Annotated in this window: 19 protein-coding genes and 2 pseudogenes; 15 read left to right on the top strand and 6 right to left on the bottom strand. The window is 57.8% G+C overall.

Annotated features, from left to right (window positions below; all coding sequences use genetic code 11):
- Positions 1–66 precede the first annotated feature (66 nt).
- From BLW24_RS22235 to BLW24_RS22210, 7 genes are all read left to right on the top strand, one after another.
- Positions 67–672, top strand: a complete 606-nt coding sequence (locus BLW24_RS22235; protein WP_090386989.1) for an outer membrane beta-barrel protein — start codon at positions 67–69, stop codon at positions 670–672.
- A gap of 60 nt (positions 673–732) precedes the next feature.
- Positions 733–1,410 (top strand): response regulator, encoded by a 678-nt coding sequence (locus BLW24_RS22230; protein ID WP_090386987.1) that lies wholly within the window; start codon positions 733–735, stop codon positions 1,408–1,410.
- Entirely contained in the window at positions 1,407–2,789 is a 1,383-nt protein-coding gene (locus BLW24_RS22225; RefSeq protein ID WP_090386985.1) for an ATP-binding protein, read from the top strand. The genes BLW24_RS22230 and BLW24_RS22225 overlap by 4 nt, the downstream gene beginning before the upstream one ends.
- A gap of 141 nt (positions 2,790–2,930) precedes the next feature.
- A complete protein-coding gene (locus tag BLW24_RS26100; protein ID WP_167360429.1) occupies positions 2,931–3,641 on the top strand; it encodes a hypothetical protein in 711 nt (236 codons plus the stop codon).
- Entirely contained in the window at positions 3,620–4,117 is a 498-nt protein-coding gene (locus tag BLW24_RS22220; protein WP_167360428.1) for a GGDEF domain-containing protein, read from the top strand. Before BLW24_RS26100 ends, BLW24_RS22220 begins: the two co-directional genes overlap by 22 nt.
- Positions 4,118–4,259: 142 nt before the next feature.
- On the top strand, positions 4,260–5,240 hold the full coding sequence (locus BLW24_RS22215) for an IS5 family transposase (protein WP_090375326.1): 981 nt from the start codon (positions 4,260–4,262) through the stop codon (positions 5,238–5,240).
- Positions 5,241–5,455: 215 nt separating this feature from the next.
- Positions 5,456–6,436, top strand: coding sequence for an IS5 family transposase (locus tag BLW24_RS22210; protein WP_090386981.1), 981 nt, complete (start codon positions 5,456–5,458; stop codon positions 6,434–6,436).
- A gap of 183 nt (positions 6,437–6,619) precedes the next feature.
- Here BLW24_RS22210 and BLW24_RS22205 read toward each other — a convergent pair whose 3' ends face one another.
- Both BLW24_RS22205 and BLW24_RS22200 read right to left on the bottom strand, forming a co-directional pair.
- Complete coding sequence (locus BLW24_RS22205; RefSeq protein ID WP_090386979.1) at positions 6,620–7,162, bottom strand: hypothetical protein; 543 nt, start codon at positions 7,160–7,162, stop codon at positions 6,620–6,622.
- A 64-nt stretch (positions 7,163–7,226) separates the two neighbouring features.
- Complete coding sequence (locus BLW24_RS22200; RefSeq protein WP_139272733.1) at positions 7,227–7,511, bottom strand: hypothetical protein; 285 nt, start codon at positions 7,509–7,511, stop codon at positions 7,227–7,229.
- Between the two features lie 285 nt (positions 7,512–7,796).
- Between BLW24_RS22200 and BLW24_RS22195 the strand changes: the two genes are divergently transcribed.
- Positions 7,797–8,840 (top strand): IS110 family RNA-guided transposase, encoded by a 1,044-nt coding sequence (locus BLW24_RS22195; RefSeq protein ID WP_090386975.1) that lies wholly within the window; start codon positions 7,797–7,799, stop codon positions 8,838–8,840.
- 270 nt (positions 8,841–9,110) lie between these two features.
- Here the strand turns inward: BLW24_RS22195 and BLW24_RS22190 are convergent, their stop codons facing one another.
- Positions 9,111–9,818, bottom strand: a complete 708-nt coding sequence (locus BLW24_RS22190) for a hypothetical protein (protein ID WP_167360427.1) — start codon at positions 9,816–9,818, stop codon at positions 9,111–9,113.
- 242 nt (positions 9,819–10,060) lie between these two features.
- On the opposite strand from BLW24_RS22190, the pseudogene BLW24_RS25785 reads away from it, so the two are divergent.
- Positions 10,061–10,183: pseudogene (locus tag BLW24_RS25785) on the top strand (IS5/IS1182 family transposase); the annotation flags it as partial.
- 47 nt (positions 10,184–10,230) lie between these two features.
- Here the strand turns inward: BLW24_RS25785 and tnpC are convergent.
- Both tnpC and tnpB read right to left on the bottom strand, forming a co-directional pair.
- The gene (gene tnpC, locus BLW24_RS22180; RefSeq protein WP_090375474.1) at positions 10,231–11,787 is read right to left on the bottom strand and encodes an IS66 family transposase; all 1,557 of its coding nucleotides are present in this window, start codon (positions 11,785–11,787) and stop codon (positions 10,231–10,233) included.
- An 18-nt stretch (positions 11,788–11,805) separates the two neighbouring features.
- Positions 11,806–12,201: an IS66 family insertion sequence element accessory protein TnpB gene (tnpB, locus tag BLW24_RS22175; RefSeq protein ID WP_244161054.1), complete on the bottom strand. Its 396-nt coding sequence runs from the start codon at positions 12,199–12,201 to the stop codon at positions 11,806–11,808.
- Positions 12,202–12,249: 48 nt separating this feature from the next.
- Here tnpB and BLW24_RS22170 point away from each other — a divergent pair.
- Positions 12,250–13,113, top strand: a pseudogene (locus BLW24_RS22170) (IS5 family transposase); the annotation flags it as partial.
- 505 nt (positions 13,114–13,618) lie between these two features.
- On the opposite strand, the gene BLW24_RS22165 reads toward BLW24_RS22170, so the two are convergent.
- Positions 13,619–14,617: an AraC family transcriptional regulator gene (locus tag BLW24_RS22165; protein ID WP_090386969.1), complete on the bottom strand. Its 999-nt coding sequence runs from the start codon at positions 14,615–14,617 to the stop codon at positions 13,619–13,621.
- Positions 14,618–14,777: 160 nt separating this feature from the next.
- On the opposite strand from BLW24_RS22165, the gene BLW24_RS22160 reads away from it, so the two are divergent.
- From BLW24_RS22160 to BLW24_RS22140, 5 genes are all read left to right on the top strand, one after another.
- Positions 14,778–15,917, top strand: a complete 1,140-nt coding sequence (locus BLW24_RS22160) for an acyl-CoA dehydrogenase family protein (protein ID WP_090386967.1) — start codon at positions 14,778–14,780, stop codon at positions 15,915–15,917.
- 26 nt (positions 15,918–15,943) lie between these two features.
- On the top strand, positions 15,944–16,774 hold the full coding sequence (locus tag BLW24_RS22155; protein WP_090386965.1) for an amidohydrolase family protein: 831 nt from the start codon (positions 15,944–15,946) through the stop codon (positions 16,772–16,774).
- A 39-nt stretch (positions 16,775–16,813) separates the two neighbouring features.
- The gene (locus BLW24_RS22150; RefSeq protein WP_090386963.1) at positions 16,814–18,451 is read left to right on the top strand and encodes an AMP-binding protein; all 1,638 of its coding nucleotides are present in this window, start codon (positions 16,814–16,816) and stop codon (positions 18,449–18,451) included.
- 84 nt (positions 18,452–18,535) lie between these two features.
- On the top strand, positions 18,536–19,717 hold the full coding sequence (locus BLW24_RS22145) for a CaiB/BaiF CoA transferase family protein (RefSeq protein WP_090386961.1): 1,182 nt from the start codon (positions 18,536–18,538) through the stop codon (positions 19,715–19,717).
- 184 nt (positions 19,718–19,901) lie between these two features.
- Positions 19,902–20,411, top strand: a complete 510-nt coding sequence (locus BLW24_RS22140) for a putative pterin-binding protein (RefSeq protein WP_208600206.1) — start codon at positions 19,902–19,904, stop codon at positions 20,409–20,411.

Raw genomic sequence — 20,411 nt, 5'->3', positions numbered from 1 at the left:
TTCAGCTTGGGGTAGGCAACATGGACCTCGAGTTAAGCAACACCGACTAATCACTGAGGACACACCATGAACCGCACTCTTAGCAAACTGGCCCTGGCAACTTCCCTGACCTTCGCGGCGGCTGCGGCCAATGCCGGCGACAACTTTGTTGGCCTGACCTGGGGCCAGACCGACAACAACATTCAGAAATCCAGCGCGCTCAACAGCAACCTGAACAATCCCAAGCTCGACAAGGTGATCAACGACACGGGCACCTGGGGCGTGCGAGCTGGTCAGGTCAGCGAGACAAACCGTTACTACATGACCTACGAAAATGTCTCGGATACCGACAGCGGCAACAAGCTGCGTCAGCAGAACCTGCTGGGCAGCTACGATGTGTTCCTGCCGATTGGTGACTACAACACCAAACTGTTCGGTGGTGCTACCGCCGGCCTGGTCAAGCTGGAGCAGGAGAGCAAAGGCTTTAAGCGTGACAGCGATATTGGTTATGCCCTCGGCCTGCAGGCTGGCATTCTTCAGGACATCAACCAGAATGCCTCGATTGAAGCCGGTTACCGCTACCTGCGCACCAATGCCAGCACTGAAATGGCACCACACGGTGCAGGCAAAGTCGGCTCATTGGACCTGCACAGCAGCGGCCAGCTGTACCTGGGTGCCAACTACAAGTTTTAATCCGCTAGGCCAAAAGGGCCGGGCACAATGCCCGGCCGCTTTATTGGAGGAATGTGCAGGATGAAACTGTTGGTCGTGGAAGATGAAGCGCTGCTGCGTCACCACCTCTATAGCCTGCTGGGCGAGCAGGGCCACGTGGTCGATGCCGTGGCCAATGCCGAAGAAGCACTGTACCGCGCTGCCGAATACAACCATGACCTGGCGGTGATCGATCTTGGCTTGCCCGGCATGAGCGGCCTGGACTTGATTCGTCAGCTGCGCAGTCAGGACAAGAGCTTCCCCATTCTGATTCTCACCGCCCGCGGCAACTGGCAGGACAAGGTCGAAGGCCTGGCCGCCGGAGCTGATGATTACGTGGTCAAACCCTTTCAATTCGAGGAGCTGGAAGCGCGCCTGAACGCCTTGCTGCGCCGTGCTTCGGGCTTTACCCAGGCGAGCATTGCCGCCGGTCCGCTCGTGCTCGACCTCAACCGCAAACAGGCGCTGCTTGAAGGCGAAGCCCTGCAACTGACGGCCTACGAGTACCGCATTCTCGAATACCTGATGCGCCACCAGCAGCAGGTGGTGGCCAAGGAGCGGCTGATTGAGCAGCTCTACCCGGATGACGAAGAGCGCGACCCCAATGTGATCGAGGTGCTGGTCGGCCGTCTGCGCCGCAAGCTCGAAGGCCAGCTGGATTTCAAACCGATTGAAACCGTGCGCGGTCAAGGCTACCTGTTTAGCGAGCGCTGCCGATGAGTGAGGCCGAACTGAGTAAACCGGGCGCGGGCCGTCGCGGCGAATCCTTGCGCTTGCGTCTGATGCTCGGCACAGCGGTATTGGCTGTGCTGTTTATGCTGGCACTGCTGCCGGCCTTGCGCGGCGCTTTTGTCATCGCCCTGGAGCAGTCCATCGAAAAGCGCCTGGCTTCGGACGCCGCCGGGCTGGTTACTGCCGCGCGTAACGAGCAAGGCCGATTGAGCATGCCGGACAAACTGCCAGCAGAGGAATTCGACACGCTGGAAGCCAAGCTGCTGGGCTTTATTTATGACCGCCAGGGCAAACTGGTCTGGCAGTCACGTTCCTCCCTGGACGAAAGCGTCAGCTACCGCCCACGCTACGATGGCAGTGGCCACGAATTTGTGCGCATCACCGATGCTCATGGCCGCGAGTTCTTCGTCTATGACGTGGAAATCGACCTGCTGCGCGGGCAGAGCGCGGCCTTCAGTGTGGTGACCATGCAGCCGGCCAGCGATTACCAGGCCATGTACGACGGTTTTATGGGCCGGCTCTACCTCTGGCTCGGCGGCGCGCTGCTGGTGTTGCTCGGGCTGCTGTGGTTCGGCCTGACCTGGGGCTTTCGCAGCCTGCGCGGGCTTAGCGCCGAGCTGGATCAGGTGGAGGCGGGTACCCGCGCCGGCCTGAGTGAGGAGCACCCACGCGAGTTGTTGCGCCTGACCGGCTCGCTCAACCGCCTGCTGGAAAGTGAACGCCAGCAACGCGAACGCTACCGACATTCCCTGGACGACCTGGCGCACAGTCTGAAAACCCCCTTGGCCGTGCTGCAAAGCGTGGCCGAGGTGATCGACAAGCAGCCGCAGAACCATGAGCAGTCACAGGTGCTGCAGCAGCAGATTGAGCGCATGAGTCAGCAGATCGGCTATCAGCTACAACGCGCCAGCCTGCGCAAAAGCGGCTTGATCCGTCATAGCACACACCTGGCGCCTTTACTCGATACGCTCTGCGGTGCGCTGGACAAGGTCTACCGCGACAAGCAGGTGCAGATACTGCGCGATTTCGCCAGCGAGCAGCACCTGCCAATGGAGCGCGGCGCGCTGCTGGAGCTGCTCGGCAACCTGCTGGAAAACGCCTACCGCCTATGTCTTGGCCAGGTGCGTGTGAGCGTGCGTCAGCAGGGCAGTGTGCTCGAACTCTGCGTCGAAGACGACGGCCCCGGGGTGCCGGCTGATCAGCGTGAGCGCATTCTGCGCCGTGGTGAGCGGCTGGATGCCCAGCATCCGGGGCAGGGCATCGGTACCGCTGTGGTCAAGGACATCATCGAAAGCTACGACGGAGAGTTGCTGCTAGAGGATTCGGCGTTGGGTGGCGCTAGTTTTCGTGTACGGCTGAGCGATTGAAGCAAGCCGTGGATGCGCGGTGGCAGAAGAGCAGAGGTGAATTGCTCTAGTACGCGTACTGGTCGACTATTGTCAGCCTTAGTGAGCTTTCCTTAAACCTTTGCTATAGGCCAGCCGATAAGGCTCGTCGAGAGGTCAGCCATGCCGTCTCCAGCTGAATCAACCGTTGCCAATCACCACGTCGTCGCTGTAGAGCGGTTAGCAACAGGTTTTGCCTTACGCCGCTTCGAGTCTGAACTTGAAGCCGAATACCGTGACTTCTCTTATTCCAGCTACCGGCAAACCCGGCGCGTGGCTATCGGCTTACTGCTGCTCAGCTTTTTGGCCTTCTTTGCGTTTGATCTGTTGTTGCTCTACAGCGTTGGTGCAAACCCTACGACCTTGCCGGTCATGCTGGTGCGGTTGTGTGCGCTGTTGATCATCATGTTTAGCGCCTATCGAGTGTTGAGGCGTCCGGACCTTGTCACTGGCTATCGCTGGATACCGATTGCTCTGGGAAGCCTTAGTCTGGGCATGCTGCTGGTGACGTTGATGTACCACCAGGCTCAGGAGCAGATGCAGTTGCCCTACAGTCTGGAGGGTATGATGCTGATCCAGATAGTGATCTTTGTGCCCATCGGCTACAGCTACCGCAATAGCCTCTGTTTGGGCATCACCACGTTGTTATGTACCTGCCTGGCAATACAGCTGACCACCTCAGCCGAATCGTCTATCCAAGACCTGTCGTCCTTGGCCTACCTGACGATAGCGACTCTAGCTGGGGCAACGCCGGTTACTGCCAGGAACATTCAATGCGCGGGCTGTTTCTTGCCAAACGCGATTTGCGAACCATGGCCGATACCGACGGTCTGACCCAGCTCTACAATCGCCGCAGTTTTGACCTGTTGTTACAGCGTGCTTTGCAGGAAGCCAAGCGTGAGCAAATGCGCATTGCATTGATCATGCTCGATCTCGACCACTTCAAGGCTTACAACGATTGTTATGGTCATCCGGCCGGAGACCTTGCCTTGCAGCGCATTGCCGCTGTGCTGGCCAAGCATCCGCGCCGTGATCTGGACTTTGCCGCGCGTTTGGGTGGTGAGGAGTTCGCCCTGGTGCTGCGTAACCCTGATAGCACCTACCTGGCCAGTACCTGCGAAAGCATCCGCCGTAAAATCTGCGAAGAATTGGCAATTGAGCACCAGAAAAACCCCGCGCAGGTGATGACCGCTAGCCTCGGTGCGAGCTTCAGCAATGCCAGCGACACGACCGCCACTCTCTACCAGCGCGCGGATCTGGCGCTGTATCGAGCCAAGGCAAGTGGCCGAAATCGTGTGGAAATCGATTAAACGGTGATGTGTCTGGCGTTCGAGTGCTTGGTCATTTGTCTTTGCTACATAACGTTTCGGTTAAGGGGCGGCTTTAGGGATGGTCTGAAAAAGACTTCCTGATTTTGGCAAAATATCCGCACTCCACCCGCCGAGTTTTCCGATGAAGCAGATGACCTTCGCCGACGCCGAGTATGCCGGCAAGCGCAAGCAGACCCGCAAAGAATTGTTCCTGATCGAGATGGATCGGGTAGTGCCATGGAAAGGGTTGATCGCTTTGATCGAGCCGCATTATCCAAAGGGTGAAGGCGGCCGACCGTCCTATCCGCTGATGGCGATGCTGCGAGTGCATCTGATGCAAAACTGGTTCGGTTACAGCGATCCGGCGATGGAAGAGGCGCTGTACGAGACCACCATCCTACGCCAGTTTGCCGGGCTGACTCTGGAGCGCATTCCTGACGAAACCACCATCCTCAACTTCCGCCGCTTGCTGGAAAAACACGAACTGGCTGCCGGCATCCTGGCCGTGATCAATGGCTACCTGGGTGACCGTGGTTTGTCGCTGCGCCAAGGCACCATCGTCGATGCCACGCTGATCAACGCGCCGAGTTCAACCAAGAACAAGAACGGTAAGCGTGACCCTGAGATGCACTCAACCAAGAAAGGCAATCAGTATTACTTCGGCATGAAGGCGCACATCGGGGTGGATGACGAGTCTGGCTTGGTGCACAGCGTGGTGGGTACTGCCGCCAACGTGGCGGATGTCACCCAGGTCGATAAGCTGCTGCACGGCGAGGAAAACATGGTGGGGGCCGATGCCGGATATACCGGTGTCGAGAAGCGCCCCGAGCATGAGGGCCGTCAAGTGATCTGGCAGGTTGCAGCACGGCGTAGCACTTACAAGAAACTCGGTAAGCGCAGCGCGCTGTACAAAGCCAAGCGCAAAATCGAGAAGGCCAAGGCCCAAGTGCGAGCCAAGGTCGAGCATCCGTTTCGGGTGATCAAGCGTCAGTTCGGTTATGTGAAGACGCGCTTCCGTGGCCTGGTCAAAAACACGGCGCAACTGGTGACTTTATTCGCGCTGTCAAATCTGTGGATGGCGCGCCGACATTTACTGACGAATGCAGGAGAGGTGCGCCCGTAATGCTGGAAATGGCTGCCGCGAGGTGCTCGCGGCGGCTAAAAACACAGAAATGAGCCGGTAATCTGATCGTTTTTGATCGATTTATCACTTTCGAAATCAGCAGAGGCTGACGTCAGCCAGAAATGCATGGCTACTTCAGAGGATCCTTAGGGATGGTCTGAAAAAGACTTCCTGATTTTGGCAAAATATCCGCACTCCACCCGCTGAGTGTTCCGATGAAACAGATGACCTTCGCCGATGCCGAATACGCCGGCAAGCGCAAACAGACCCGCAAAGAGCTGTTTCTGATCGAGATGGATCAGGTGGTGCCGTGGAAGGGTTTGAACGCACTGATCGAACCGTATTACCCCAAGGGTGAAGGCGGTCGGCCGGCCTATCCGCTGATGGCGATGCTACGTGTGCACCTGATGCAGAACTGGTTCGGCTACAGCGATCCTGCGATGGAAGAGGCGCTGTACGAGACCACCATCCTGCGTCAGTTCGCCGGGTTCAATCTGGAGCGCATTCCCGACGAAACCACCATCCTCAACTTCCGTCGCCTGCTGGAGAAACATGAACTGGCGGCTGGCATTCTGGCGGTGATCAATGGCTATCTGGGTGACCGGGGCCTGTCGTTACGCCAAGGCACCATCGTCGATGCCACACTGATCAAAGCGCCGAGTTCGACCAAGAACAAGGACGGCAAACGCGATCCAGAAATGCACCAGACCAAGAAAGGCAACCAGTACTACTTCGGCATGAAGGCCCACATCGGTGTGGATGACGAGTCGGGCCTGGTGCACAGCGTGGTAGGCACGGCGGCCAACGTGGCGGATGTCACCCAGGTCGACAAACTGTTGCACGGCGCGGAGAACGCAGTCTGCGCCGATGCCGGTTATACCGGTGTCGAGAAGCGTACCGAGCATGATGGGCGTGAGGTGATCTGGCAGATCGCGGCACGCCGCAGCACCTACAAAAAACTGGGCAAGCGCAGCGCTTTATACAAAGCCAAGCGCAAGATCGAGAAGGCCAAGGCGCAGGTTCGGGCCAAGGTCGAACACCCGTTCCGAGTGATCAAGCGGCAGTTCGGTTATGTGAAGACGCGCTTCCGTGGTCTGGCGAAGAACACGGCGCAACTGGTGACACTGTTCGCGCTGTCGAACCTGTGGGTGGCGCGCCGACATTTGCTGGCCAATGCAGGAGAGGTGCGCCTGTAATGCGGGAAATGGCTGCCGCGAGGTGCTCGCGGTGGTCAAGAACGCAGAAGTGAGCGGCTGATCTGAGCGTTTGATCGATTTGCCGCTTTTAAAATCAGCAAGGGCTGAAGCTGACCGGAAATACAGGGCTACTTCAGACCATCCTTAGCCCGTCCCAGTGAGCGAAGCGAACGGTTTGAACCACTAGTTAGAGGGTGGTGCCGATATTCCAGCTGTTCTCATGCGTTTTATTAACAGATTGATTCCGTCGGATTTTATGCAAAGTATTATTCCGATGAATATTTCAACGATTGTAATGAGTTCGTTTATTGCGAGTTCGCCGATCCTGCCGGGATATTCTGGCGGTTGTCCAATGTAGCTAATAAGCCAGGCAGCATTAAATATTAGGTCGGATATGTTTTTGGTGATGATGTAAATACCCAATATACATAGTGCTGCTGATTGTAGTTGCTCGGCGGTAATATTTGTGTTGAGCGTACTTTCAGAATTTACTGGCGTAAGAAACTTGGAGATTGTCAGTGGAAGCTTTGTTGGTGCTAATGCTGCGATTAACATGACGTTTATTTCAAATATTGCAATTGCTGCATAAGTCTTATACTCGCCAGAATTTGTTGCTGCTACCTGGGTCAATAAAAAATACTGACGTATTACTGCAAGAAAAGTCGAGTAGAAAATATAAATTCCAAGAACCCGGATAGGGATGCTCAGGAGTTCAGTGTATTTCATGTGCATCCTCTAACGTAAAGTTGAGGGGCGCGCCGCTTTTGGCGCGTCCCTCTCAAGCGCCATGTTAGGCAATGGCGACCCGCTTGCGCAAAGAAAACGCCAGATATGCAACGTAGCCTCCAATAAGAACATCAACTGAACCACAAAATTCGGGCCACCAAGTTGGAACGCCAGCATTGACAAACAAAACATCGTGATAGAAATCATAAGCGGCGTGTGCGACATAGCCGATGGCTAGCAGCACCAAAGTAGCAAACGATCTGGATCTGTAGGCAACATAGGCAATGGCGAGAAAGGCTACGCTTGCCATAAGCTCATTAAGTAAGGCGGTGTAATCAGTGGCGTACACAGCAAAAACCCAATAATAGATAGGGAGCGTAGCTAGCAACATTGGGTACGCCCATCGGGGTTTTTCCAATCTCCTCGTCCTAAATCGTAGAACAACGATAACTGCTATGAATATGCCAATCGTAAGTGCGTAGATGTTCATTTTTGATTGCCTAACGTTTGGTTAAGGGGCGGGCTTTAGCCCGTCCCAGTGAGCGAAGCGAACGATTTGAATGCTGTAATGGACTCTCCCCGCGCCACAGTTCTATACCCAGAACCGCGGTGACTGAACAAAGGGAGAGGCGCGATGAAACGAATTGCGGTTGATCTGGCCAAGTCCGTTTACCAAGTTGCCGAGAGTGTCCGTTCCGGCCAGGTGGTGCAGCGCAAGCGGCTGAACCGAGAGGCGTTCAGGCGATATATACAGGAGCAAACTGAGCCGGTCGAGTGGGTGATGGAGGCTTGCGGCACGGCCCATTACTGGGGGCGCGTGGCACAGGCACTGGGCCATTCGATAAAGCTGATCCACCCGCGCTATGTACGCCCGTATCGACGCCGCAACAAAACCGACCGTAATGACTGTGATGCGATGCTGGAGGCCGCGCGCTGCAAGGATATCTATCCGGTGCCGGTGAAAACCCATGAGCAACAACAGGTGCAGCAACTGCACGGGCTGCGCGAAACCTGGAAGAAAAGCCGTACCCAGCGGATCAACCTGCTGCGCGGCATCCTGCGCGAAGCGGGTATCGAAGCCCCGGTCGCCACCGCCGCGTTTATCCGTGCGGCCCACGAGTTGGTTGAGCGCCCAGAAGTCGCCCCCTTGAGCCATCAACTGCATATCGTCCTTGCGGAAATCAACCTGCACGAACAGTGCGTGGCCAAGTGTGAGCAGCAACTCAAACGCTGGCACGCCGACGATGAAGTGGTGCGCAAACTCGATGAAGTCAGCGGTATTGGCCTGCTGACCGCCAGCGCCCTGAAAAACGCAGTCGGCAAGCCCGAGCGCTTTGCCAGTGGTCGTCAACTCAGCGCCTGGCTGGGCCTGACACCACGCGAATTCAGTAGCGGCGACCGGCGCAAGTTGGGTCACATCAGCCGACAGGGCAACGTCTATGTGCGCACCTTGTTAATCCACGGCTCGCGAGCGGCCTTGCTGGCAGCACAGCGCTGTCAGGCTCGCTCACCGGAAAAACTGACCCAATTGCAACGCTGGGCCGTCGAGACGGCAGCCCGTATCGGCCACAACAAAGCGGCTGTAGCCCTGGCCAACAAGTTGGTCAGGATTTGCTGGGCCGTGTGGTGCCATGAGCGGCGTTTCAGTGGTAACTGGCAAAGCCTAAAGCCCGCCTGACGGCGGGGTAATCAGAAGGGAGAGATGGTTTTCTTGTGGTTGTGGTGAGCAGCAGCACTGTCGGAACAGGCGAGTCCTGCAGCGGAATAAGGCCGATAACAATCATGATCCGCGTGATCGATTGAACGCTTGGCCCCCGCTGCGCGAACTACAGAGTGGCCAGGGCGGTGAGCCCAAAACAGGCCGGATATACGAATGCAACCGCGCTGACGACAGGTGCAAAAGCAAAGCTTTGCTCACTACTTGTGGGGAGAGTCCATATACCAGTTGTTATGTTTCAAACAACGCGTCCGGTAGTTTGTATTCGGCACCAAACTCATTTAATAGGTGCATTATTTTAATTATTAAATTTATGCCTTTTATTGCATCGGATCTTTCGCAGTTCATGCCATTGTGAATAGCATCGTTTCGTGTGTTGTTAAGCCACTTAAGCTCGCCAGTAAGCTGCCCCTTCTCGATTATAAATACACCTGTAAGAGCTTTGTGGAAGCTGCCAAGATAAATTCTCAATCGGTCATAACCTACTTTGGAAAGTAAATCGCCACTTTCATCGCTTGATAGAGTTGCCATTTTTTTCTTTAGGTGGTCTTGGGCTGAACTGTCAAGCAATGAGAATGCAATTAGTAGGCCTTCACTGTTATATCCACGCTCCACGAGTTCGGAGGCTCTAACTAATGTATACCACTCGTTGGATGGCACTGATGGTTTGTGGGGCAAGGAGGTTTGTAGTGATTGATTTTCCGCATAGAAACTTGAGTTTCCTTGCATTGCTTGTGCTTCACCATCAACCACTAACTGATAAAAAAGTAAATCTATTATTCCTGCGCTTCGTATTTCTTTTGTGTTCTTCGTGTTGCCATCATTGAATTTCGCAATGAATAAAATTGTATTCAGATATCCTAATATCTCCCATAGGAGTTTGTCAGGCTGGCATCTTTTGGTGAGCGACGCTTTATCTCCGGCATGCGTTATATGCATGGTTAGTTTGACGATTAGCATATGGGATGTGTCAATTGACTTAATACCAGGAATAATGTCGAATTTATTCTCTGGGGATATCTGCAGTGTCACGGGATGGTTTGATTTTTTTACTTCTGCAGTAAGAGTCATTCCCTTGAGTCGAGGTTTGAATGGCAGTACTGCTATGAATTCTAGGGAAACCCTGAAGAAGACTTCCTGAATTTGGCAAAATACCTGAACTCCACCCGCCGAGTTTTCCGATGAAGCAGATGACCTTCGCCGACGCCGAGTACGCCGGCAAGCGCAAGCAAACCCGCAAAGAGCTGTTCCTGATCGAGATGGATCAGGTTGTGCCGTGGAAGGGTTTGATTGCCTTGATCGAACGTAAGCGCTCCATAGACCCCACCTCCCTCTGGAGAGGTTTTGCGTTTTACAGTGGCGTCGTTGGTTGGCAGTTCCAAGGCAGCAGCGCTTCGTAGGCTTCAACGCTGTTGGCCAGCGGCAGGCGTTCGAGGACATGGCGCAGCCAGGCGTAGGGCTCCTGGCCATTGGTCTTGGCGGTTTCCACCAGGCTGTAGAGTTGGGCGCTGGCGGTCGCGCCTTTCGGCGTGTCGCTGAACAGCCAGTTCTTGCGACCTATGACGAAGGGCCGGATCGCGCGCTCGGCAGCGTTGTTATCGATCGGCAGGTGGCCAGCCTCGATGTAGCGTTCGAGTCGGCTCCAGTTGCTCGCCAGGTAGTTCACTGCTTTGCCCAGGGCATTCTGCGCCGTGACCTGCGGCTGGGTTTTCTCCAGCCAGGTCTTGAGCTGATCGAGGAGCGGTAGGCTGTGCTGCTGGCGGCCCCGGTAGCGCTGTTCATCGCTGGCATCCTTAAGTTCGCGCTCGATGCCGTAGAGCTTGTTGATCATCCCCAACGCGATGTCGGCACGCCCGGTTTTGCCCTTCGGTTGCACCTTTTGCGCTTCGACGAACTTGCGCCGCGCATGCGCCCAGCAGGCCAGGCGCTCAACACCTTGTTGTGCGGCCACGGCGTTGTAGCCGGCGTAATCGTCGGTCATCAGGTAGCCGCGATAACCGTCGAGCAGGCGCAGCGGCACCTCCTGCGCGCGGCTGGTTGTGTAGTCGAAGAGGATCACCGGTTTGCCAGGCGGGCCACCGGTCTGCACCCACATCCAGGAGTGGCTGCTCGGATCGCGCCCAGGCTCCTTGAGCACCTGCACGCGGGTTTCATCGCAGTGGATCACCGGACTGTCCAGCAGCCTGTCGCGCATCAGGTTGAGCAACGGTTGTAGCAGTTCGCCGCACTGGATCACCCAGCGCGCCAGGGTCTGCCGGGGGATGTCGATGCCATGGCGACTGAGCATCTTTTCGAAGCGATACAGTGGGATGCCGTCGGCGTATTTGCTGGTCAGCAGCATCGCCAGCACGCTCGGGCTGGCCAGGCTTTTCTCGATCAGTTGGGCCGGTTTGTCAGCGGTGACCGGCGCGCTTTCGCAGGCCTTGCAGGCATAGGTCTTGCGAATGTGGCGGATCACCTGAACCTGCATCGGGATGATTTCCAGCTGCTCGCTGGTTTCTTCGCCGATGGCCTGCTTGCGGCAACCGCATTCGCAGGTCAGTTCGTGTTCGGGCAGTTCGTGGATGACCTCGACACGCGGTAGTTCGGCCGGTAACGGCTTGCGCTTGCCGCGGCGCTTGGTCGGCGCAACGACTTCTTCCTCGACCTCAGCGGCCGGAGCTTCAGCCGCCGCTTCGGCCAGGCTTTCCGCTTCGTTGAACATCTCTAGCTGCGGTGAATCCGGGTCGCTGCTCTGCTCGGATTTACGGCCGAACAGGCGCTGGATCAACAGCGCGTTTTGTTCGCGCAGGCGCTCGATCTGCCCATCCTTGTCCTTGGCCAATTCCTGCGCCGACGACAACACCTCAGCGAGCAATTGCTTGAGCGCGGCGGGGTCATCAGGAAGGGTTTCGGGCACAGAAATCATGCCGTGGATTATACCGGCTCAGGTGACGAACCTAGGGGTCAAAACCTGGTGCGGCCGGTTGCGCCACAGGTCGATACCGTCCAACAACCAGTTCAACTCCTGGGCCGTCAGCACGATCGCATCTTCGCCAGGTTCCGGATGCGACTTGAAGCGTTCAGCCTCCAATCGCTTGAGCCACAGGCAAAAGCCGTTGCGCTCCCAATACAAAATCTTCACCCGGCTGCGCGCGCGGTTGAGGAAGACGAACAGCACCGGGTCGAACACCGCCACCTTGATATCCAGCTCGACCAGGGCGGCCAGGCCATCGATGGATTTTCGGAAATCCACCGGCTTGGGGTATAGATAGACTTTTTCGACTTTGGCGTCGGGGCGCATCATGACGGCTGGCTCCAGAAAGAAATTGGAGCTCAGCATTGGCTGGCCTGCGGATCATTTGTAGATGAGGTTTATGGAGCGCTTACGATCGAACCGCATTACCCCAAGGGTGAAGGCGGACGTCCAGCCTATCCGCTGATGGCGATGTTACGGGTTCATTTGATGCAGAACTGGTTCGGCTACAGCGACCCGGCGATGGAGGAGGCTCTGTACGAGACCACCATCCTGCGCCAGTTTGCGGGTCTGAGCCTGGAGCGCATTCCCGACGAAACCACCATCCTCAACTTCCGCCGATTGCTGGAGAAACACGAACTGGCTGCGGGCATCTTGGCCGTCATCAATGGCTATTTGGGTGACCGCGGTTTGTCATTGCGCCAAGGCACCATCGTCGATGCCACGCTGATCAATGCGCCGAGTTCGACCAAGAACAAGGACGGTAAGCGTGACCCGGAAATGCACCAGACCAAGAAGGGAAACCAGTATTACTTCGGCATGAAGGCGCACATCGGCGTCGATGACGAGTCGGGTTTAGTGCATAGCGTGGTCGGCACGGCAGCCAATGTTGCAGACGTTACTCAGGTCGACAAGCTGCTACACGGCAAAGAAAACATGGTGGGTGCCGACGCGGGTTACACCGGCGTAGAGAAGCGGCCAGAACATGAAGGCCGTGAAGTGATCTGGCAGATCGCAGCCCGCCGCAGTACGTACAACACGTTGAGTAAGCGCAGCGCGCTGTACAAAGCCAAGCGCAAGATCGAGAAGGCCAAGGCGCAAGTTCGCGCCAAGGTCGAGCACCCGTTCCGGGTGATCAAGCGTCAGTTCGGTTATGTGAAGACGCGTTTCCGTGGCCTGGCCAAAAACACCGCACAACTGGTAACGCTGTTCGCCCTGTCGAACCTGTGGATGGCCCGTCGACATTTGCTGACGAATGCAGGAGAGGTGCGCCTGTAATGTGGGAAATGACCGCTGCGAGGTGCTCGCGGCGGCCAGAAACACCGAAATGAGCGGATGACCTGATCGTTTTTGATCAGTTTTCCGCTTTCAAAATCAGCGGAGGCTGAAGTTGACCGGAAATACAGGGCTACTTCAGACCATCCCTAACTATAATTAGGCGACATTCCTGTCGCATAAAACGCTTGAGTGTGTCTGATAACGTTCCTTGTCACGCAGTAATCACTTGATTTGCATAGAGTCGCGAATGCTGAACGCGACTAAACGAGGTGATAAAGCGACATGAATGGCTACATCTACCAAGCCAGCCCACGCGTCGTGATGTCCAGACGCTACTGATCGGTTACACGGCTGTCTAGCTGGTATGTCGAAAATGTCTCGGGATCATAGCGGTCGATGCGCATCAAAGCAGGCATGCGCCAGCTTGCATACCGAAATTGCAGGGCTTTCAGCCGATTGTTGATCACGGCATAACCGTTCAGGTTTCTGTCGGCGTTCGGCAGCCTCACCCTTCCTGCGCTCTATAAGCCCCAGGCGTTAACCCCGTCCATTTCTTAAACGCCCGGTGAAAGGCCGACGGTTCAGAAAACCCCAGTTGCTCAGCAATATCCTGAATCGCCAGTTCATCGCGGCCCAGGTGATAAATCGCCAGGTCGCGGCGCAGGTGGTCTTTCAATTCCTGAAAGCTCGAGCCTTCCTCGCGTAAATGCCGGCGGAGGGTTTGCGGGCTCATATGCAGTTGCTGGGCGACGGCGTCCAGGTCCGGCCAGTTGCTGCAGTCGCGCCCTAGCAGGCGGCGGATTTGGCTGATCAGGCTATCGCCGCCATCCGGGCGGGCCAGTAGGTCGGCGGGGGAGTGCTGGAGGAACTGTTTGAGGGTGCGTTCATCCTGCAGCAGCGGCATGGTCAGGTAGCGCGCATGGAACAGCAGGCTGGTGCGACCTGCGGTAAAGCGTCTGGTGCAGGGGAAAAGCAGTTCGTATTCGCCGGCGTGGGCGGGTTGGCTGTAGGTGAAGGTAGCTTCTTCCAGGCGGATGCGTTGGCCGATCAGCCAGCTGCCGAGGCGATGCCAGATCACCAGCAGGCTTTCCACTAGAAAGTGGTCGGGGTCCCATAGGGTGGAGTCGTCCACGCTCAGCCGTGCCCAGTCGCCTTCACGCTGGATGCTGATGGTCGGAGCTTCCGGGAACAGGCTGTAGAACAGCGCGCCACGGCCCAGGGCTTTTTCCAGGGAATGGCAGTGGATGATCGCGTAACACATCATGGCGAAGGTGCCGCGTTTGCTGCGCAGGCGGCCGAAACCCAGGTATTCGTCGTCGAGGCTTTCCCACAGCAGTTGCACCAGGCGGGCGAACTGTTCCGGGGCGACCCGCGCGCGGGGCTCGTCGAGCAATGCCGGTTGGATGCACAATTGGCGCAGCAGTTGTGTGCAGTCGTGGCCCTGGCGTTCGGCGCCGCGCAAGGCGGCGCAGACAAAGTGGCTGGCGATGGTGCGTTCGCGCATGACGGCTCCTTGAAAGTACGCCGATGGTAGGCAGCACACTGCACCGCCGACAAGCCGGTCGAGCGATTGGGTCAATCCAGGCTGAGCGCATGGGTCATTGAGGCGCTAGGGGGCTGGGGCCTAACCTGCTGCACGACTTCAGCTCAGGGAGCACATCCGCATGCAGCGCCTTATTTTCGATACCGAACACAACATGTTTCGAGACGCGTTCGCCGCCTTTCTGAAAAAGGAAGTGTTGCCACATCAGGATGAATGGGAAGCGGCCGGCGTGGTCAGCCGCGAGGCGTGGAAGAAGGCTGGCGACATGGGCTTTCTGCTGCCGTGGGCGGATGAGGAGTACGGCGGTGCCGGGCTCAAGGACTTCCGTTACGAGCAGATCATGTGTGAGGAACTGGCGAAGATTAATGAGCCGGGCTTTATGCTGCCGCTGCACTCGGCGCTGTGCGGCCCCTATGTCGCCGAATACGGCAATGCCGAGCAGAAGGCGCGTTTTATGCCGGGCATCATCAGCGGTGAGCTGATTCTGGCGGTGGCGATGACCGAGCCGAGCGCCGGTTCGGACCTGGCGGGTATGCGTACCAACGCGGTGGATCAGGGCGATCACTATGTGCTCAACGGCTCCAAGGTGTTTATCTCCAACGGCCTGCTGGCCGACGTGGTGATCGTGGCGGCCAAGACCGACCCGAACAACAAGCACGCCATGGGCCTGTTCCTGGTGGAGCGCGGAATGGAAGGTTTCGAGCGCGGCAAGAACCTGGAAAAACTCGGCATGAAGAGCCAGGACACCGCCGAGCTGTTCTTCAATAACGTCAAGGTGCCCAAGGCCAACCTGTTGGGCGACGCCAAAGGCGGCTTCTTCTATCTGATGAATATGCTCGCCCAGGAACGCCTGACCAACGCCTGCGGCGCGGTGGCGGCAGCCGAGGCTGCGCTACAGACCACCATCGACTATGTGAAAGAGCGCAAGGCCTTCGACCGGCCGATTTCGCACTTCCAGAACACCCGTTTCAAGCTGGCGGAAATGCGTACGCAGATCGACGTGGCGCAGGTGTTTGTCGACCGCTGCGTAACCGACCACAACGAGAAGAAACTCACCCCGGAAGTGGCCGCCGAGGCCAAGCTGTTCACCACAGAGCTGCTGTGCAAGGTGGTCGATGAGGGTGTGCAGCTGCACGGCGGCTGGGGCTATATGTGGGAGTATCCGATCTGCAAGATGTACGCGAACGCACGCATCCAGCGCATCTTCGCCGGCACCTCGGAGATTATGAAAGAAATTATCAGCCGTGGTATGAAACTGTGAGTCAGCTAGCTCCGTCGGAGGGTGTAATGAATCGAGTACGTGGCGCTATCGATGTTTGGGCACAACCGGCCAGTGGCCTGTTGCGCGAACGTATCCCAGAAGTGGCGCGGCTGTTCGAGAAGTCTGGCAGCGGGCATTTGCTTGAGCAGCGCCTGACTCCGGAACAGACCGTGGTGCAGATGGACGAGGCCGGGGTGGACACGCTGATGCTGGCGGCTTGGTGTCGCCCGGAAGGCTGGGTCATCACGAATGATGAGGTGGCCGAGTTCACTCGCGCCTTTCCCGAGCGCTTCGTCGGCGTGGCCACGGTCGATCTGAGCAAGCCGGTCGCGGCGGTACGCGAGCTGGAGCGGGCGGTGCATGAGCTGGGCAGCAAGGCGCTGCGCATCGTGCCGTGGCTGTGGAAATTACCGCCCAACCACCGCCTGTACTACCCGCTGTATGTGAAGTGCATCGAGCTGGACATCCCGTTCTGCACCCAGGTCGGCCACACCGGGCCGCTGATGCCCTCGGAAACCGGGCGGCCGGTGCCCTATCTGGATGAGGTGGCGCTGGATTTTCCCGAGCTGCGCATAGTCGCCGGGCATATCGGCCATCCCTGGACCGACGAGATGATCGGCGTGGCCTGGAAACACGACAACGTTTATATCGATACCTCGGCCTACCTGCCGCGCTACTACCCGGCGCAGCTGCTGCAGTTTATGCAGAGCTACGGGGCGGGCAAGGTGTTGTTTGGCAGCAACTTCCCGCAGTTGTCGCTCAGCCGTTGCATGGCTCAGGTCAAAGAGCTCGGTTTGAGCGAGGAGGTGGAGGCCCGGTTTCTGTATGGCAATGCGCGGCGGGTATTCAAACTCTGAACGCTGCGCCATCGACAACAATAAGAACGAGGGATTGCGATGATCGATCAACTGCCCTTGGAGCGCCTGGCGCTCTGGGTTGAGAAGCGCCCCGATGCGGTCTGGCTCAGCCAGCCGGTAAACGGCCAGTGGCATGACCTCACCTGGGCCCAGGTGGATGACCAGGCGCGGCGCATGGCCACGGCCTTGCACGCGCTGGGCTGCGCGCCGGGAGACCGGGTTGCGCTCTTGGCGAAGAATTGTGCCGAGTGGATCATCGCCGACCTGGCGATCATGCTCGCCGGGCTGATCAGTGTGCCGTTGTATCCGCTGCAGTCGGCCGAGAGCATTGACTATGTGCTGCGCCACTCGCAGTGCAAGGCGATCTTCCTTGGCAAGCTGGATGAGCCGGCCAAGCTGGCGCCGGGTATTTCGGCTGAAGTCATGCGTATCGCCATGCCGTATCCGACCATCGACGCCAACCACGGTTGGCATGCCTTGCTGACAGCGCATCAACCGTTACGTGATAGCCACACGCAGTCGCCGGATGAGTTGCTGAGCATTCTCTATACCTCCGGCACCACCGGTCAGCCCAAGGGCGTGATGCTCTCGGCCAAGGCCTTTGCCATTGCTGGTGGGCGCTCGGTTAAAGAGCTGCAGATCACCGAGCAGGATCAGTATTTCTCCTATCTGCCGCTGTCGCATGCCGCCGAACGTTTTCTAGTGGAAATGACGGCACTGTACAGCGGTGGGCGAATCGCCTTTGTCGAGTCGCTGGAAACCTTTGCCAGTGATCTGCGCCATGTGCGGCCGACCGTGTTCTTCTCTGTGCCACGCTTGTGGACGCGTTTTCAGCAGGGCGTGCTGAAAAAGCTGCCGCAGCCCAAGCTGGCGCGGTTGCTGGGTATTCCTCTGATCGGCGGCCTGGTGGCGAGCAAGATTCGCAAAGGCCTGGGCCTGGATCGTGCGCGCATTCTGGTCAGCGGCGCGGCGGCGATTCCACGTGCGTTGCTCGATTGGTATCAGAGTATCGGCATCACCATCTGCGAGGGCTACGGCATGACCGAGCACCTGGCCTATGGCTGTTTCAACCGGCCAGGGCAGGTGCGTTTCGGCACCGTGGGCCGACCAATGCCGGGCAATGAACTGCGCATCGCCGAGAATGGCGAAATCTTCCTGCGTTGCCCCAGTCTGATGCTGGGCTACTACCAGGATCCGGAGAGAACTGCAGAAACCATCACCGATGGCTGGCTGCATACCGGCGACAAGGGCGAGGTCGACGCGGCCGGTTACCTGAAAATCACCGGACGGGTAAAGGACATCTTCAAGACCAGCAAGGGCAAGTACATCGCCCCGGCGCCGATTGAAGGCGAGATCGCCAAGAATCTCTGGGTTGAGCAGGTGTGTCTGATGGGCAGTAATCTGGATCAGCCACTGGCGCTGATCGAGCTGTCTCCGGCTGCCCGTGAGCAGGCTCGCGAGCAGGTGGCGGCCGACCTTGCGCAAACCCTGCAGCAGCTTAATAACCAGCTGCAGCCCCATGAACGCCTTAGCCACTTTGTACTGGTGCGTGAAGCCTGGACGGTGGACAACGGCTGCATGACCCCGACCATGAAAATCCGCCGCAACGTACTGGAAGCTCGCTTTGCCGATCAGCTCAGTGAGCTGGATGCCAAGCAGCCGCTGCATTGGCAGTAGCTGCACTGCGTAGGATGGGCGCGGGCCGCAGAGGTTGAGCGCAGCGATACCCATCGGTGTTAACGATTACCCCAAGGAGCTGTTATGTCAGGCCCGCTGTCGTCACTGAAAGTGCTGGATTTCTCCACTCTGCTGCCGGGGCCGTTTGCCTCTTTGCTGCTGGCTGATATGGGCGCTGAGGTACTGCGCGTGGAATCGCCCAGCCGAATGGATCTGGTGCGTGTGCTGCCGCCGCATGACGGCGGCGTATCGGCCAGCCATGCGTACCTCAATCGCAACAAGCGCTGCATCGCTCTGGATCTGAAAAAGCCTGAAGCGGTGGAGATGGTCAAGCAGCTGGTGGCCGAGTACGACATCGTGCTGGAGCAGTTTCGTCCCGGTGTTATGGACAAGCTCGGCGTGGGCTACGAGGCGCTTAAGGCAATCAACCCGAAGCTGATTTATGTATCGGTCACCGGCTACGGCCAGAGCGGCCCGTACAAGGACCGCGCCGGCCACGACATCAACTACCTGGCTCTGGCCGGTATCGCCAGCTACACCGGGCGCCGCGACAGCGGGCCGTTGCCACTGGGTATTCAGGCGGCGGATATCGCGGGTGGCTCGCTGCACGGGGTAATCGGCCTGCTCGCCGCAGTGATCCAGCGCCAGGCCACGGGGCTGGGCCAGCAGGTGGATATCAGCATGACTGACTGCGTCTTCAGCCTGCACGGTATGGCCGGCGCGGGCTATTTGGCCGCAGGGGTGGAGCCGGCGATGGAAAACCAGGCGCTGAATGGCGGCAGCTTCTACGACTACTACCGCACCCGCGACGGCCGCTGGTTCTCGGTCGGCAGCCTGGAGCCGCAGTTTATGCAGCAGTTCTGCGCCGCCATCGGCCGTCCGGAGCTGGCTGCGCGGGGGCTGTCGCAGAAGCCTGAAGATCAGCAAGCGCTCAAGCGCGAGATCGAAATCGAGTTCGAAAAACGCGATTTCTCCGAGTGGGGCCAGGTGTTCGCCGGGCTGGATGCCTGCGTGGAACCGCTGCTCAACCTTAGCGAGGCGGTCGAACACCCGCAGATCAAGGCTCGTGGCCTGGTCACCGAGGTGCCACGCGCGGGCAGTTGCCCGCAGGCACAGATTGCCTGCCCGATCAAATTCTCCAGCGGTTTGCCCGAACCTCGGCATATCGGCGCAACCCTGGGTGCACATACCAGCGAGGTGCTGGCAGAACTGGGCTACAGCGCTGAGCAGATTGCCCAACTCAAGGCGGCCAAGGTGGTGGCCTAACGGCATCAGTATTAAGGCTGGCGTTGCCTCTCAAACTCAGGCATTAATCGGCACAAACACGACTTGTGGCGAGCAACTGTTCTACGCTTCGAGAATCATTCGCTGCTCTGCGCGGATGGTTGTCATGGACAGTGCCGCTATTTGTCGTGATATCTCCGAATAATGGATGTTGAGGGGAATGCCTGTGTCTACCAGCCACTATCACTTGCGAGCTTTTGCGCTGAGCGCATTGCTACTGTTCTCGGGCCTCAGCCTGGCGCTCGAAAAGCCCATCGGTCCCGCCGTGCTGCGTATCTTCGGGCTGGTGACACAGCCGAATATGCAGCAGCAGGCTGTTTTCGATATGCCGATGCTGCAAGCCCTGCCGCAGCACAGTTTCACCACGCAAACGCCCTGGTATGCCGAGCCGCTGAAGTTCACGGGGCCCTTGCTGCGTGATGTGCTGGCCGCAGCCGGGGCCAAAGGCGAGGGCATTACCGCGATTGCCCTGAATGATTACCGCACCGAAATCCCCTTCAACGACGCCGTCAAATACGACCTGATTGTGGCCATTCTGATGAATGACCAACCCATGCCGGTGCGTGAAAAGGGCCCGTTGTTTCTGGTTTACCCGTTCGATAGCAAAGCCGAGCTGCAGGCCGCGACTTTCTACAATCGCTCGGCCTGGCAACTGCGCGCCCTGAAGATCAAATAA

The organism is Pseudomonas anguilliseptica, assembly GCF_900105355.1.
In the GTDB taxonomy this organism is placed as follows: domain Bacteria; phylum Pseudomonadota; class Gammaproteobacteria; order Pseudomonadales; family Pseudomonadaceae; genus Aquipseudomonas; species Aquipseudomonas anguilliseptica.
The sequence above is the reverse complement of the archived record's forward strand: the minus strand, read 5'-3'. Positions and strand labels throughout refer to the sequence as shown.

Excerpts from the sequence above, each read along its gene's own strand:
- BLW24_RS22215 (WP_090375326.1), top strand. The coding sequence starts at position 4,260 with ATGAAGCAGATGACCTTCGCCGACGCCGAGTATGCCGGCAAGCGCAAG.
- tnpB (WP_244161054.1), bottom strand. The coding sequence starts at position 12,201 with ATGCTGAGCTCCAATTTCTTTCTGGAGCCAGCCGTCATGATGCGCCCC.
- tnpC (WP_090375474.1), bottom strand. The coding sequence starts at position 11,787 with ATGATTTCTGTGCCCGAAACCCTTCCTGATGACCCCGCCGCGCTCAAG.
- BLW24_RS22145 (WP_090386961.1), top strand. The coding sequence starts at position 18,536 with ATGTCAGGCCCGCTGTCGTCACTGAAAGTGCTGGATTTCTCCACTCTG.
- BLW24_RS22235 (WP_090386989.1), top strand. The coding sequence starts at position 67 with ATGAACCGCACTCTTAGCAAACTGGCCCTGGCAACTTCCCTGACCTTC.
- BLW24_RS22160 (WP_090386967.1), top strand. The coding sequence starts at position 14,778 with ATGCAGCGCCTTATTTTCGATACCGAACACAACATGTTTCGAGACGCG.
- BLW24_RS22150 (WP_090386963.1), top strand. The coding sequence starts at position 16,814 with ATGATCGATCAACTGCCCTTGGAGCGCCTGGCGCTCTGGGTTGAGAAG.
- BLW24_RS22195 (WP_090386975.1), top strand. The coding sequence starts at position 7,797 with ATGAAACGAATTGCGGTTGATCTGGCCAAGTCCGTTTACCAAGTTGCC.
- BLW24_RS22225 (WP_090386985.1), top strand. The coding sequence starts at position 1,407 with ATGAGTGAGGCCGAACTGAGTAAACCGGGCGCGGGCCGTCGCGGCGAA.
- BLW24_RS22190 (WP_167360427.1), bottom strand. The coding sequence starts at position 9,818 with ATGCATATAACGCATGCCGGAGATAAAGCGTCGCTCACCAAAAGATGC.
- BLW24_RS22230 (WP_090386987.1), top strand. The coding sequence starts at position 733 with ATGAAACTGTTGGTCGTGGAAGATGAAGCGCTGCTGCGTCACCACCTC.
- BLW24_RS22220 (WP_167360428.1), top strand. The coding sequence starts at position 3,620 with ATGGCCGATACCGACGGTCTGACCCAGCTCTACAATCGCCGCAGTTTT.
- BLW24_RS22205 (WP_090386979.1), bottom strand. The coding sequence starts at position 7,162 with ATGAAATACACTGAACTCCTGAGCATCCCTATCCGGGTTCTTGGAATT.
- BLW24_RS22155 (WP_090386965.1), top strand. The coding sequence starts at position 15,944 with ATGAATCGAGTACGTGGCGCTATCGATGTTTGGGCACAACCGGCCAGT.
- BLW24_RS22165 (WP_090386969.1), bottom strand. The coding sequence starts at position 14,617 with ATGCGCGAACGCACCATCGCCAGCCACTTTGTCTGCGCCGCCTTGCGC.
- BLW24_RS22210 (WP_090386981.1), top strand. The coding sequence starts at position 5,456 with ATGAAACAGATGACCTTCGCCGATGCCGAATACGCCGGCAAGCGCAAA.
- BLW24_RS26100 (WP_167360429.1), top strand. The coding sequence starts at position 2,931 with ATGCCGTCTCCAGCTGAATCAACCGTTGCCAATCACCACGTCGTCGCT.